Origin of the sequence: Rurimicrobium arvi (assembly GCF_039540495.1) — a bacterium.
Classification (GTDB): Bacteria; Bacteroidota; Bacteroidia; order Chitinophagales; family Chitinophagaceae; genus Rurimicrobium; species Rurimicrobium arvi.
In genome coordinates this window covers 1,114,167-1,129,516 of the sequence record NZ_BAABEZ010000022.1, presented here as the reverse complement: position 1 = coordinate 1,129,516, position 15,350 = coordinate 1,114,167, and the positions used below count along the sequence as shown (strand labels likewise).

At 38.7% G+C, this 15,350-nt stretch carries 8 protein-coding genes; 5 read left to right on the top strand and 3 right to left on the bottom strand.

What is annotated here, in order from left to right:
• Nucleotides 1-9: 9 nt before the first annotated feature.
• A complete protein-coding gene (locus ABD846_RS11710; protein WP_344827092.1) occupies nt 10-1,248 on the top strand; it encodes a T9SS type A sorting domain-containing protein in 1,239 nt (412 codons plus the stop codon).
• A gap of 485 nt (nt 1,249-1,733) precedes the next feature.
• Here the strand turns inward: ABD846_RS11710 and ABD846_RS11705 are convergent, their stop codons facing one another.
• From ABD846_RS11705 to ABD846_RS11695, 3 genes are all read right to left on the bottom strand, one after another.
• Nucleotides 1,734-2,597 carry a hypothetical protein gene (locus ABD846_RS11705; protein ID WP_344827090.1) on the bottom strand — a complete coding sequence of 288 codons (864 nt, stop codon included), beginning with the start codon at nt 2,595-2,597 and terminating at the stop codon, nt 1,734-1,736.
• 343 nt (nt 2,598-2,940) lie between these two features.
• Nucleotides 2,941-6,783 carry a hypothetical protein gene (locus ABD846_RS11700; RefSeq protein ID WP_344827088.1) on the bottom strand — a complete coding sequence of 1,281 codons (3,843 nt, stop codon included), beginning with the start codon at nt 6,781-6,783 and terminating at the stop codon, nt 2,941-2,943.
• A 57-nt stretch (nt 6,784-6,840) separates the two neighbouring features.
• Entirely contained in the window at nt 6,841-8,679 is a 1,839-nt protein-coding gene (locus tag ABD846_RS11695; RefSeq protein WP_344827085.1) for a hypothetical protein, read from the bottom strand.
• A 475-nt stretch (nt 8,680-9,154) separates the two neighbouring features.
• On the opposite strand from ABD846_RS11695, the gene ABD846_RS11690 reads away from it, so the two are divergent.
• From ABD846_RS11690 to ABD846_RS11675, 4 genes are read left to right on the top strand one after another with little or no spacing between them, the layout of a single operon-like run.
• Nucleotides 9,155-10,513 (top strand): hypothetical protein, encoded by a 1,359-nt coding sequence (locus tag ABD846_RS11690; protein ID WP_344827082.1) that lies wholly within the window; start codon nt 9,155-9,157, stop codon nt 10,511-10,513.
• Nucleotides 10,489-11,163 carry a condensin complex protein MksE gene (locus ABD846_RS11685; RefSeq protein WP_344827078.1) on the top strand — a complete coding sequence of 225 codons (675 nt, stop codon included), beginning with the start codon at nt 10,489-10,491 and terminating at the stop codon, nt 11,161-11,163. The genes ABD846_RS11690 and ABD846_RS11685 overlap by 25 nt, the downstream gene beginning before the upstream one ends.
• The gene (locus tag ABD846_RS11680; RefSeq protein ID WP_344827075.1) at nt 11,160-14,321 is read left to right on the top strand and encodes an AAA family ATPase; all 3,162 of its coding nucleotides are present in this window, start codon (nt 11,160-11,162) and stop codon (nt 14,319-14,321) included. Before ABD846_RS11685 ends, ABD846_RS11680 begins: the two co-directional genes overlap by 4 nt.
• Nucleotides 14,318-15,238, top strand: coding sequence for a hypothetical protein (locus ABD846_RS11675; protein ID WP_344827072.1), 921 nt, complete (start codon nt 14,318-14,320; stop codon nt 15,236-15,238). The genes ABD846_RS11680 and ABD846_RS11675 overlap by 4 nt, the downstream gene beginning before the upstream one ends.
• Nucleotides 15,239-15,350 lie beyond the last annotated feature (112 nt).

Genomic DNA, 15,350 nt, shown 5'->3' with positions numbered 1-15,350 from the left:
CCTGCTATTATGAGAACACTACTCATCTGCATAATATTGTTGGTCTGTGCTTTGCCTTCTGGCAGGGCACAGACCAATTATGTACGTAACCCTTCTTTTGAGCGGTATGATACTTGCCCATACAACGGAGATCAATTAACGTTTGCGACTTACTGGCGTGGGGTAATCGACTCAAATTATTGGGGAATAGGAGAATATTTCAATGCCTGTGCAAATACTTCTCTCGATCACTATACGCATGTGCCAGATAATACCAGCTTTTACCAAAAAGCGCATTTTGGAAATGGAGTTATAGGAGGACATTATTACTACGATAAAACTTCACCTGCACCTCCTAATCCTCCTTTACCTTTTGACTATAGGGATTATGCACAGGTACGTTTATATGAAACTCTCAATGCGGGCAAGAGTTATTGTGTAACCTTTTATATAAATCTTGCAGAAGCATCAGGTTACGCACATAACAAAATTGGAGCATATTTAGACGACGGAAGTGTTAACAGTCTTCCACTAGCTACAGGGTCAGAGATAACATCCGTAATGCCACAAGTATACACAAACAGTGTAGTAAGTGATACTATGAACTGGACAAAAATTGAAGGCACTTTTACTGCAACCGGCAACGAAATATATATTTCACTCGGGAACTTCGCCAAAAATGGCGTCGTAACGGCTATAAGTACCGGTTCACTGGGATTTAAGCAATACTCATACTACCTCTTTGACGACGTAAGCGTAGTGGAAAGTGACCTGCCAGCTGTTGCCGGGCCAGACACTTGGGTAGAAGTAGGAAAGACCGTTAAAGTAGGGCGTGTTGGGGATACTACTGCCGAAGCACTTGACTGTAAGTGGTATCATCAGGGAAGCCTGATTGATAGCGGCGCGATCATCTCCGTAACTGCCAATGCAACTGTTGGTGCAACGGATACTTACATCGTGGTACAGACTGTCTGTGGACTGTCCAAAAACGATACGGTGCTGGTACGAACTGTGCCTTTGGGCATACAGGAATGGGATATGAACCATTCGATAACAATCTTCCCAAACCCTACACATGGATCTATTCACATTCAGTCTATAAGCGATTTGCAAAGTGTGCGCGCATTTGATCTTAGCGGACGTGTGGTAATACAGCAACCAGCCTTAAAAGGTAACAGTACTTCACTTGATTTACCAGCGGGGCTTTATATTGTAGAGGTGCAAACTACCGCCGGAGCGACAGAAAGGAAAAGGGTGATGGTGGATTAAGCCGCCTTAAATCATCTAATCTTCCCCCAATCCTGCCCACGGTACGATCCACATTCAGGCAAGCGGTGACCTCATATGTGTACGTGCGTTTGACCTCCGCGGCGTGTGGTGTTACAACAAGCAGTAAATGGTAATAATACCCTGCTACATTTACCAGATAGGCTGTACATTATAGAGGTATAGTCATCGGGTGGTCTTACAGAAAGGCAGAAGGTGAAGGTGGAGTAAAGACATATCAAATTACGGCATTACTATTTATCAGAGAGGAGGCTGTAAGGAGTAACAGGTATTGTTTATCCTTTAAACAACTATCATCTATACACTCTGGACTCTTATTCCGCAAAGGGGGCAAGCGTAATCTGAGGCGGAGAAAGTATATAATGGAATAGTTATGTACTCTTTGCGTTAAAAGGGTTTATGCACAGTACGAACAACATCATCCACTATTGCAAAATCCAATTTCAGACAAAATAGACTACGCTGTCTTATATAGGTGGAAGTACAGTGATTTTAATACCAGATGCCCTAGAAATCGCTTCATATGGGAAGTCATGGATTATTAAAGAGGCTCCAGAGTAATCATCTCCGATAGTGCTGATCTGCATTACAGCTGGCGCACCTTCACTCTCTTGGTTGACCTCCTTCATGAGCAAAAGCAATTCCCTGGCGTCACTATAATGCTTCCGGTATTCATGATCGGAAATAATTTTATTAACGTACTCCAATAGCTTGAATTTTTGATCAATGAGGTGCATTAGATCAAATTCATTTTTCTGCTGTTTTAAATCCTCTTTTACCGTTTTACCCCAGCTATCAAAATTGGCTAAAAGATTATCCCTTTCAAGAAGTAAAGTAAATGTATTGCCATGTTCATCAGAAGTCAGTGATATCGATCCAGCAGGCAGACCACAATGTTGTGCGTAATTTCTAAGCTTACTTAAAAATCTATAGGCAAAACTCGAATCAAAACACTGGGATGTTACGTTCTTAAATAGTTGGAATTCCGATGATACTTCACCATATTTTCTTTTAAGTCTGGTTTCTGTGTGGTCTAAATAAGTGCGGATAGAGGAAAGAAAGTTCAATACCATCCTGTTTGAATCCAAGTATATGAATCCTAAATCAAATACCTCGCTATCATCTTTGTAGAACCTATAATTTTCTATCTTTTCCCTCAGATCTTGATAGTTAAGTTCTATCAGTTTGAATAATTTACCTTCAGCTTGAAGAATATGCAATCGCTTGATTTGACCTACGTATTGATCAAACTGTTTATGAGAAAGTTCTCTCAGAAATGTATATTTCTCTCTTGTTACTGACGCTAATCGATATGTGACTTCTCTTGTCATAATAAGTAATTACAAATAAGTTCTCAGTTTGTATTGTCCTAAGCAATATGATACACGGCAACGTGTTCAAAACGGAACAATGCATGTGGGTGGAAGTTTCAAGACCTAAGATAATGGGAGCACAGAAAAACGTAGTACTGTAGAAAATAGGAACATCAAATATAACCTCGTCCTTTACCGGAGCGTTGGATAAGAGTAAGGTATTGTCAAGCATCACGAACCTTAGTAGCGATTCCGTCGGGTGGTTGTTAAGCCCTTTAGGTTTTACAACCAAAATTACAGAGCCTATTAGAACGATACTTATTTTACGAATTGGTGACGTCAATGGGAAGCATGGATTTTGCTAATCATACCAACTAAACCGCGCTCTATTAGACTCTATTTCTTGATCAATATCTTGCTGTACACGCTGTAGGCATCTTCCCAAAAAAATCATTACCGCCGTCGAAAATTGATTTTTAGCAATCACTTTTTCAAACAGTTCTTTCTTTTGAACATCAATTGGATACGGACCGTTTCCCGATTTTGATTTAATTCCGCCATTAAAATAGAAGTCATGCCCAAAGAAATCCGCCGTTTGATGGAATGTTGGTGTTTTCTGAATAAGAGCAAAATAAGCATCTGCAATTGCGCACATTGAAAGAATAAAAGGTTCTGACGTGGGTGAAAAGATTGAAAGTCCCTTTGCCAAACCCATCAATGCATGTTCATTAGTCTTGAATTCCTCTAACAGAGACATTGATTTTTCCTGCATGAGTATTGTAAATCCCTTGTTTGGCCGAAACACTTTCAAAATCTGCCGTTCTAGTTGCCACTCAAATTGATCCGGATTGAGAGTAATGAACTTTCGTAAGACAAACATGAATCGCTCCGCTTCAAGCTTTTCCTCGGAAACCTTGGTTCCCATACGATGGTCGTCGAATGAAAATAGCCCATACGTGCTACTTGCAATCTTCTGCTCTACCCATTTCCTGATAAAAGTGTACAACTCATCAAATCCAAATCTCTCTTCTATGAAGTTCAATACCTCGTTGCCACCAAATGTCTCATCAAGTGGAATGACTTTTTTATGTTTGTGCAGAAGTGCCAAAAGATCTTTCGGGAAGGCTGTGGTCACTGCTTCATCGCTATAGATATGATGGAAGACACCGGCAATTTGGTCTTTGTGAAGAAGAGGTAGAATAGTGTCATAAAGTGCCAGTGTCCTGTGCTTATCCACAAATAGATAATAAATAAGTTGGCTTTCCAATAGACCGATTGCCCTGGAGTCCTCTTGGTTAATGGCCGTTTCAAAAACGTCTAAGTCACTTGCGAAGCGATAATCCACTTCTTGATTTTTGCCATAGACTAACATCCACACGACGCTGGCTATATGTTCGGGATGTTTCGATAGAATAGTTTCAGTTGTATCGTTAAAGTACGCTTGGTCTTGGTTATTTGATCTAATCAACAGTGCATACAGTGGGATTTGGTCAGGGTAATTGTGAATAATTCGCTCAAATAGCGCCTTCGAAAACTCCGGTGCGTGCGCCACAAATGCAGTAAGGCATTCATGGAACGGGGTCGACATTAACTTCTGTCCCGCGTTTATCGATATAAAGTCCTCGATAAATTGCTCGTTATCGCTGTACTCCTTTAGAATGCGCAGGCAGTTGTTTCCGGCATTTTTCCTGCTGTCAAAATAATCCTGGCTTCCAAGCAGCAATTGCAGTTCTTCTTTTAGGCTGCCCGCGGCCTTAGTTAGAAACCTTATTGCTTCTATTTTCAACTCAAATTCCGGGCGTATCTCGCTTTTATTGCGAATCTTAGGTGCGTTGGCAACTGCAATCTTCTCCCACAATTCAGGTTGTTCTTGTAATATATCTTGCAGAAACGAAAGAATAGCATCCATTTCGGCGTCGGTATTAAACTTATAGCGCTCGGCGCTGGATTTTGAAACTTGAAATAATTTTTTCCCCAGTGCAGGAAGCAGTTTTTGTTTTTGTTCAAGCGTAGCATGTCCGCTTTTATAGAACGCAATTATTGCTTGCACAGATTCAATGCGGAACTGCTTTGCGTGTTCGCAGTCGGGCAATTGGTACCAGCCCCAATGAAGGGTCATCGTGAAATTGTCGTAGTAAGTTTCGTCATTAAACTCCAGCTCCATCAATACATCGTGCGCTTCTAATGCTATTCGGATTTGACTTGGGTCGTTTGCATTCGACAGGAATTGAACTATTCTGTCCTTAAGAAAATGCTGTAAACCACAACATTCGGTCAAACGATATCCGTTACACTTACAATGCCAGTGTCTAAATCCGAAACAGGCATTAAGGACCTTATAATAGCCACTTGCCTTGATAAACTGCTCGATCAGCTCAAACAGCTCCGGAAGCTTTGTTTTATCATGTACGAATGCCTCGGCAACGACGTTTCCTAAAATGCAAGCCACAATTTCGTTAGCTGTTTGTACCAATGTTTTTTGCGTATACCCGTCATGCTCCAACAATGCAGACGCATCCACTGCTAACAGCTTCATCCATTCAGTTACGACTATAACAGCGGATTTGGGCTTACTATAGCTTAAATTCCTGGCGAACTCCAAGGCCGCTGTTAGCCTTCGAGGTGGTGTGGTCGGATCCGAAACTATCGCAAAGTATTCCTTGAGCATTTGCTGGGTAAAAAGGTCTTTCTCATTACTCGGAATTTCCGCTTCAGCCAGATTTTTCACAATGTTCTCTACATATTTTTCTGCACCTTGCTGGTCTTTTACCCGTTTGATTAAGCGCATGCTGCTTTTACATGCCTCTGCAAGTATTACATCGCTGTAAGGATCAGGTTTGATTGAAATTGTATTAGTCTTTTCAATTAGTTCCGCGTCCGACAACCTGTTAATGATAGTCTCTACTTTTTCTTCCGCCACTTCCATCATCGCTGCGATGAACGCAATATTATTGCCATCATTGTTCACCGGGCTTATGATTGAAAGCACTTGCAAGAGATCAATTGTTTTTCCCTGTGCTATTCCAGATTCACGAAAAATGCTGTTTGCTGCTTCCATGACAATATTCATTACATTAGTCGCAAAGAAGTTATTGGTAGAGATTGTATTGATACTCTGTCCATTTCTTACAGCCCCAATAAGTTCCAGAATCACATTTGGTACACCTCGCGAAATATCCCTCAAGGCAAGAAGATTTCTATGCTCTATATGTGGTAGTTCTGTTTGCAGCATCTTAAGTGCCACATCCGGCGCGAGGGCTTTTAATTCATGCTTCTTTACATCGCTATTATGACTGCTCATTCGCCCGAGAGTTTGATTGAAAAGAGTATTTCGGGTTGTAAGCAGGAGCTTTACGCGACCCTTTGTCGCTTCAATCTGCCGTTTTACATCATCAACGATATCGGGCACCTCATTAGCATTGTCCAATAGTATAAGCAACCTTCCAGACTCTCCTAACAGCCGTGCGAGTTCGTTAGTGTTATACCCATGGTGAACAAGCACAAGTGGTAACCAATCGTTCTTCTCTCGCTCTACCCTCCGCATGAACTCGATGCACAGCCGGGTTTTGCCATAGCCTCCATTGGATACAAGTGCAAGAGAAAATAAATCATCAGATGATAGGAATGCATGTAAGACGCTAAAATCTTCATCTCTTCCGAAAAACTCATTATTGAAACGCATCCCTCTTGCGTTGCCTGCAGCGAGAGAGGAAGCAAAGAACTCTTTATAGGGTCTCAATGATGTTGATCCGTAACCCCAATGCCAATGGTATAGTACGGGATGAATTGGTAAAACGCTTTCAAGAAAAGCTTTATGCCAGATGATTGGTTCGCAGTAAGCTCCACAATTCATAAGAGCATCCTTCGCAATTTTCAATAGCTCCTTTTCCTTCACAGGTGTAAGATTCAGGTTGGTGATAAACACCAAAAAATTTTCGCCCGCATAATGGTTCCGAATATCCTCTGTAATATCGCGCTTGAGTGCGGACAAATCTTTACTATTATTGCCGGACGAGTGGAATTTATCTTGAAAGCGCCATTCGCCTGTTTTTCCGGCATATGTCCCTGAAAAAAGCTGGTCGATTCCTCCATCCGCTCCCGGTGCAGAAAATACATGAGAATGTTTTGATACCTCAAGGAGTAATAGCTCATTACAAAACTGTTGAAACTTTTGACCATCAAACTGCTCCCAAGAAATGCTCATGAGATAACTTACTATTAATAGGTGAATATAAATTGCTGTGACTACGAAGTTAACTTATCAGATCTTCGCTTTTATTTTGTCTTTCATCTTGCTAATAAGAATTGCGCTTGGATATGCACCCTGAATTTGACCCTCTATCATATCAATTATTTTTGCTACCCTTTCAATCCTCGAGCCGTTTTTCAATACGGTCTTAGTAAGGAACTTTAGCGCCCAAGAGGCATAGGTATTACCAATAGCTTTGCCTGCCTGGTTTAGAATGAAGCCTCGTAAATTCCAAGTAGACAAACGCTTTTTGTCCTTCTCATACTGTTTTACAAAATAATTGTAAGCGTCAATTGTTTCCTCAAGGTCTTCATGAGACTTGGATTTCTCTGAAATAGCAAAAACTAACTCACGAAATCTGTTTATTTGACCACCTGTAAATGTCTTGGCAAACTCAAGAACAGGAACATGCTTTGAAATGGCAAGAATCTCTTCCACTGCAAAGTTTGTGTAGCCCGGATTGGGAACAACATTATGTTCGCCAGGGACACCGGAATAGAAGTTAGCAATAATTTCGCAAAATGGCGATATGTCAGCATTTAGATCATAACATGGCATAAGTATGGATCCAGTTGCGGCGGCCAGCTCAACAGGTGGAGCGGCCATCATCAATTCCAATTTCAGGTCATTACCGGTTCTATGCTTTAGTATCGGATCGAGAATATTGATAATTCCGTAACTGCTAAGAATAGTCGAGTTACTGTCATTGATGGCATTCGGCAAAGAAACCCATCCATGTCCGGTATCGGCAACAATTTTTCGCGCTACGTTTCGGATTTCATCTGGTAGAAATGCTAATCCTTCATCCACCGTTCGCAACAACAACTGCTTATCAGATGTCGGTATAGCCGGAAACAAGAGAGGATTTCGCTTTCGGTTCTCTTGTAGTACGAGGGTATTAATAGACCTTGTAAAATGAATATTACCCGGATTTGCAGCCAGTGCATCTTCTATAAATGGCAGGTGATATTTGTCAACTGAGTTTGGAAGCATCAATTGCACCTTGCTCATCTCAATTAACCCAATCAGTTCCTTTTGAGTTACACCTAATGAATTTAAGAACTGATCAACCCGATCGCCACCAGGTGGCACTAGACAAATTTGGTCGAACAAAGACAAATAGTTACGAATGTTATCCGGCTGAAAAATGGAACAATCAACAAGAGCGCGACCACGATTTTTCGTAAGCGAGTCTGGGCGATAGTCTAAATCCGACGGTTTATTGAGGATAGTCTCCCTATTAGACGACCATGTGTCTTCATCCTTTTCCCATGCTTGCGAAAGACTCTTACTTAACTTATTGCGAATTTTTCTCGCCGCTGTTATCCTTTGGAACAAGTCAGCAACTTCTTCTTCTTTCGGCAGCTTTCGTGATGAGTCTGAAATGTACCTTACTTTTAGAGGGAAACTATTTTTCTCAAATATTTCATTGAGTTCTCTTTCCCCATCTTCAGTAATCGGTTCCGTGAAATTGATGAGAACAATGGGTGTATACTCAAGAATCTGGTAGTCTGGATAGATACTTGGGATTAACAGATTGATTTCATTTGCAACGTCCCCGGCAGTTACAAGGTATCCTGTTCCAGAAGGCTTGGCTTTGCTTATATGTTCATCAATTCGAACGGAGCGTTCCGGTACAGAGTTGACTATGCTGATCCACACCCCTATAATACGATTGTTTTCGAGCCACTGGTGAATAGTTCCACCTTCTATAGACGGTGTTTGCATATCCGACTGTGGACAGAGAATGTAATACTGGCCAGTCTTAAAATAAAGCCCGGTGGTTTCTATATTATACTGAAATAACTGGAACTTCTCAAAGGTGGCAAACGCCAATGGGTTATAGTGCATCTTGCGTAACAGGCTATATTGAGCAAATTTATGACTTTGTAAGGTTTGAAAATGTTTATATGATCGATAAAAATATCATACTTGTTTTGGGTGACTATATAATGACATAACGAGATTCACCGAGCTGGTTGTTAATGGCGCCTATAGCTTAGCCAATGGGATTGAAAGGAGCAGTATATCTCGAAGATGCCAGAGAGGTTGTTATAAACAACTACAACAAATTGGTAGCTGCTATATCATAGCCGTATGACTTAATCTTTAAAATATTCTAGCTTCACGATAGCTCAAGGTCACTGCATTGTTAACGGTTGTGCAACTTTCTTAAAACTGAGCGGTATTGCCGAATGAATGCCGATCACCATATGTAGAGTGCCGTTTTGTGTTGGCGAGAACAGTTAGTTGCAGATTAGGAAAATATCATTTTTTTAATAAATTTGAATTGTATGAAAATTTATAACAATAGTTGGCTCGTGTGTTGAGAAAAAGAGAATTATATAACAAATACGATCTCCTTCTTCCTTCAAAATTTGATGGAGGCTATTTGATTATTGCTCTTTATGAAAAACTCAAAAACAGAGAAATCGAAGAATACTTTACACAAAAAGAGATCAATCAGATTCTGACGGATATAAAAACTGATTTTCATCTGGATTCTGTTCGGCAATGGAGCAATATTAAAGACAATCTATTTCACTATTTCCTGCGGAGCCATCCTGATGAGCCTTGGAAATATTATCTGACGGACTACGCAAAAAATGTAGTGGATCTGATGATAAGTAAGTTAGAAAATCCGTACAAAAATCATCCTCTCAAAAAAAGTGTTCAGGATTCATTTACTCTACGTCACGGCGAAATAAAGACCGTTGAAGATCTTGAAAGGAAGTTCGGAAGAATATTCATTCAAGGTTCAAAGCAAATTATCACAGATCATTTAGAATCATTGGAGGATGAATTACGGGAAGCTTACAAAAAGCTAAACGATATTCTCCGAAAAGAAGATGAGCAAAGTGCCACTTCTTTAGTTAAGGATTTTACTGTTGTCTTTAGAAAGTTCGGAGAAAGAGCAGAAGATATTACGGAGTCGATTATCTCCAAAGATAAATTTCTTAATGACCTACTAAATATAGTAGATCAATTTTATAGAAAAATGGAAGATGATGGGAAATTCGATACAAATAATGTACACAAAAGTAAAAGTGATTGGGAAAGGGCAGAGGAAATATTTACGGATATAAGGGAATTTTTCAATTCTATAGACCGTAAAGTATACATTATCCGCAGACAAATCAACCACGCCAGTGAAAAACTGACCGAGTTGCAGGAGCAGTTTTCTGCACGAGCTTTTTTTAGGTTACAACTAAAAAAACTGCATCGAACACTCTTGGAAAGTTCACAATATACTACCGAAGGCGTCAGGTTTAGCAATAATTTTCCGCTAAAGCAAGTGGTATATGAGCCTATTCGAATATTGTACCCAAAACATTACGAGTTTGAACCTCCGAAACCAAATATCATTGTAAATATTGAGGTTGATGAAACGTATGAACGTAATGAAAAGCAGAAAATAGCAAAAGAAATCAACCGCCAGCAAATTATCAATCAATGGGTTGATAAAGCCAAAGATATTCTGGAAAGCAAAGGTCAGTTATCTGTAGATGAACTTATGAATAGTATCGTGGATGAAGAAAAAGACCTGTCTATGGCTTACCAGGTAGCATCTCGTATGACAGCTTACACTTCGGAGAATAGCAATGTATTGATCGATGTAGAACAAAAAATCATTTCCTTATCACAACAAAACCTATCCCTATGGAAAACGAAAATCATGAAATAAGCGATTATTCTTTTCTAACGGAGGAGCGCGTTGAAAAACATTTTGCAAACATCAATATACTGCTATTATCGGGCAAACATATTGACCACAAGTATTACACGGAATATACCGTATTGGAAAGCTATGAACCGCAGTGGAGCATTTTTTACAGCAATCTGTACAGGCTAAATCTCGTTTTCGATATCTCTGACGGAAGCCGGTATTATTATCTCGACTTCGCAGAAAACGGGAAGGGGAAATTAAGTGATGCAAGCCGTAATAAAGAACTTACTGAATTACAAACACTGATTGGATTGACGCTTTTAGATATGTACTACCAGAAGTATTTTGACGAAGAAAAGATTATTTACTGGAATGACATCAAAACACAAATATTAGAGAGTGATCATCAGGAAGCATACAAACGGATTTTGTTCAATGACATCAGAGCGTCTTATGATGAGAAGGAATGGAATGAAGTGCATACAAAATTCAGCAAAACGATTGAGAATTTTGATAAGTTAGGCTGGGTAGAAAAACAATCGGGAAAGAACGAAGACCTGGTTTTTGAAATAAGACCAGCTATTCACCGTTTGGCCAAACTGTACACTAAGGAGCTTCAGGATTTTAGTGCATTTAGCCAGCAACTTAAAAATGATGAAGCGCCATGAGTTATCCAAGAATCTACTCCTTATCCACCGTAGGTGTTCTGAAGCATTATATACACGATTACCTCTTTCATCCGACAAGAACAGATTTTGTTGGCTCCAATGGCGTGGGGAAATCCATTATTGCAGATTTACTCCAAATGATATTTGTATATGATAAGGATCTTGTCAAATTCGGGACTGATGGTGTAAAAAAAGAAGAAAGGCAAATCAGTACGCTTCCGTACAAAACTAAATGTGCCTATTGCTTTTTGAATATCGAAGTTGATTCAGGCAAATTTATAACTATAGGAATACAGATAAGCAGTCAGAAAAGCAAGCGTATTATTCCATTTGTTATCACTAAGCAGGCAGATATAAACCTTAGGATAAATGAACTGGCTCTTGAAAAAGACGGGCTGATCTTCGCCAAAGACGTATTGAAAGAAAAAGAATCTGGTGAGAAAGAAATAGTAGATATACAGGATTTGGCGACATTCCTTTACGAAAAGCATGGACTTCGGCTAAACTTCTTCGGTAATAATGAAGGCGTCAATACCTATTATAAGTTCCTTTATGATAAAAACATCCTTCCTCTGAATCTCAGCCAGGATAAAAATCTAAAAGCCTTTGCTAAGGTTATACAATCTTTTTCAAAAGCTAAAACACTGAATTTGAGTGGTAACCAAGCGTCCAGAAACTTAAAAGAATTTCTCTTTGAAGAATCTGACGAAGATATTCTTGCCAATTTTCAGAAAGAGCAATCCGAACTCGAAAAGATTTTGAGAGAATATGAAAGTCTCAATAAAGACATTCAGAACCTATCCAACAAGCAAAAAAGATTAACCAGCTTAAGGGAATTGGAGCAGTCTCATAAAGCAAAATTCCAATCGTTTAAAGAAGCTGAACTACAAAACGCGTATATCGAATTAAAGCAATTACAGGATAAAGAAGCAGAAGGCAAGACAGTGGTAGCAACCCTTCAAATTGAACTTGATGATCTTAAAACAGCTATCGAATACCTTCCAGCGGAAGAAAAAACTGTAAAACAAGGTTATGAAGAAGCGGATACAAACTTTAATATGTTCAACCGCTATGAAGAGTTGGCAAACAGTATAGAAAAGTTGGGTGAAGATATCACCGAGCTTAAAATGTTTATATTTCCTGAAGTAGATGATAGCTGGAGAAATGAGATACAAAGAATTGATATTTCAAACAGGAATAATGAAACTATAAAAAAAGAAATCGCTTTTGCGAAACCGTATCTTGAAAAGTATAAAGTACTTAAAAACATTGTCCGAATCAGAAAAGAACAATCTGAGATTTTGGATGAATTAAAATCCTCTTTAAAAGAGGAAAAAGCCGCCAAAGAAAAGCTGTTGTCATTATTACAGGACAATGATGAAGATGGTCTTTTATATTGGTATCTCAAGAATCTACCAACGTTAAATGATGAGCAATTACAGGCTATTTTATATTACGCTACCATGCCTGTTTCTGAAATTTCTAATCCGGACGGTTCATTTCAATACATTAATCCCGATGAACTAATCAAAGATTTTGAAGCTAACTCATCCCCAAAAGGACTTTGGCTGAAATTAGGCGCATTACGTCAGTTCATCCAATTGAATCCTGATGCAGCGCTATTGGGAGATAGAGCGAATCTGCAGCAATCGGTTCAACAATTAATCAATAAGTTGAATGCAGAAATCAACTCGATGAATAGCAAGTTGGAAGCATTGGAGCATATCGCAGATGGAAAATCTTATGATACCAGCCTTTTTAACTATTCCTTCGATATAGCAATTGTCGAAAATAGCAATATCGAAAAATTAAGAAACGCAGTAGCTTGTATCTTGCAGATTGACGAAAGGCTTACTCAATTACAAGCACAAAAGAAAAGGGAGGAAGAGGAATTATCGGAAATTAAAAACAGGTTTAAGGTTGAATACGATGAGCCTGAAGTTGTAAAAAAGGAATTGTTGAAGATTCGTAAAGAATGGAGCGATAAGAAAGATAAGTTTTACGAACAAAAAGGAGCCAAACAAAGCAGGTTCAAATCTCTGGAAAATGATGTACAGCGTGATAAGCAGGATTTGCAAATCATTATCGGCAATCTGATAAAAAAGCAAACGGAATTTGATACGCTCAATAGTGCTTACTACAAAGATTTCCAGGAAAACGTAGAAGATTTTCCTTTAACACCCAATGATATTGAAGAATTGGGACAAAACTACAATGAGTTATGGGAAGAATATAAAACAACATTTATTGGAATATCTAATTCATTTGAAGAAACGAGTAATGAAAAGAACCCGGCAGTTCAATTAGCAATTAAAGACCAGGGTTTTTCATTCAGGGTTTTGGAAGAAGCATTATTGGGAAGCAAAATCAAATCTACCGATGATATTGCTACAGCTTTACAGGAGGCCAATCAAACCCGAACGACCATAGCCAATGGTATCAGGGACAATATGATTAAAATATTCAGTAGAACTACTGAACGCTATGACAAATATGATGACCAGGTAAAAAGAATAAATGCATTTTTTGTTGACCGAAAAATTAGCGGGAAGTTTTATTTCAAACTCGAATTTGATGGTAACAAAGAAATAAAGATTGATTATATCAAACAGATGGCTTATGAGGTCAGGAATACTGCAACAAAAGGAGAACTACACTTTGGTCAATCTATAGTTGACTTTATTGAAGATTTCTTCAGGAAACAAGCAAAGATCAAAGACAAAATTCCGATTGATAAATTGCTAAATCCAAAAACATACTTCGAGCTGTCAGCTAAACTCACAGACCAGTTTGGAACAGAGGTTCCTGGCAGTACCGGAGAAACTTATTCTGCTATTGCATTACTAGGCATCGCGAGACTTTCTGCTGTGCAAAAAGAAAAGCGTAATGGTTTAAGGTTTATTATTCTGGAGGAATTGGGAAGTCTTGATAATACGAATTTTAATACTTTCCCTGCCATTGCAGAGGAATTTCAATATCAGATTATAACAATGGCTCCGCATACATTCAACATCGGATTGTCTGATGAGTGGTATGCTCATCATTTGATTAAGGGAAAAGAGGATGATAATATTAATTACTGCCCTTCAGCTTCTTATTTTAAGACAAAAGATAGCAATGAAGATCTGAACATCTATATAAACAGAATTGCAAAATGAATTGGATTGAGTTAAGGGCATTAAATAATCTATATACAAATGGCGAGGTAAAGTTGAACGATACCCTGGCAAAAAGCGGTGAAATTAATTACCTGATTAACTCCCTTCGGATAATTGATAGGTCACATAATAAACTCTTCACTTTACACGGCTTTACTGAGATTTATGAAAAAGATTATCTGGAAAAGTATAACCACTATAAAGCCTTTTTGTCAGATAATGAACTATTAAAACATCAGCTTCGTTTTGAAGAGTCCGATATTAAAGTATTGATGAGGATAAAAGAAGATATGGATACTGGCAACCTATTGCCACTCAGGGAGCAAATAATCAAAAAGGAAGCAACTGTTAGAATTGTATCCCTTATGTTTTTCAAAAACGAAAAGTATCTATTGGGAAAGGAGGCTTTAATTAATGCTGTAAAAACACTCTTGCGGATTGAGGCGTTAGCGGACGATAAAGATTTACAATACAAATATGTGCTTGAATGCAACAATCCTAAGTGCATTGTACTTTGTGAAAATATTGACTTTTTGAAGCGTCCTACATTGGCTAGGGCTAATAATATAGAATTGTGGTATGCTGGGGGTAAAAATGTGAATAAACTGGACTTTTCTGATCCAAGAGGATTGCCGATTTACTATTCCTGTGATTGGGATTTTGATGGTCTATTTATCATTTATCCATTGGTGAAAGAGAAGATACCAACAATTCAACTTCTCACACCCAACGGCGCTCCAAGAGATATTGACGAAACTGAGCATAATAGTAAATGGACGACTAAAGGTAGAAATATAGACTCTTTATTGACTTCCAAGCAACAAAAGATAATAAATGAACTTATCCAAAATAATCAATGGATTATTGAGGAGTCAAATGATGTAGCAGAAATTTTCCCCACACTTCACTGCTCTTAATTTTTTCCATGCAGGGGAAGCGATTCAATAAGTTCGAACCAATTTAAACATAATAAATCTTAGCATTGAGTGCGCAATCCATACTTTTGATATTTTGGTTGATTTTCAGACA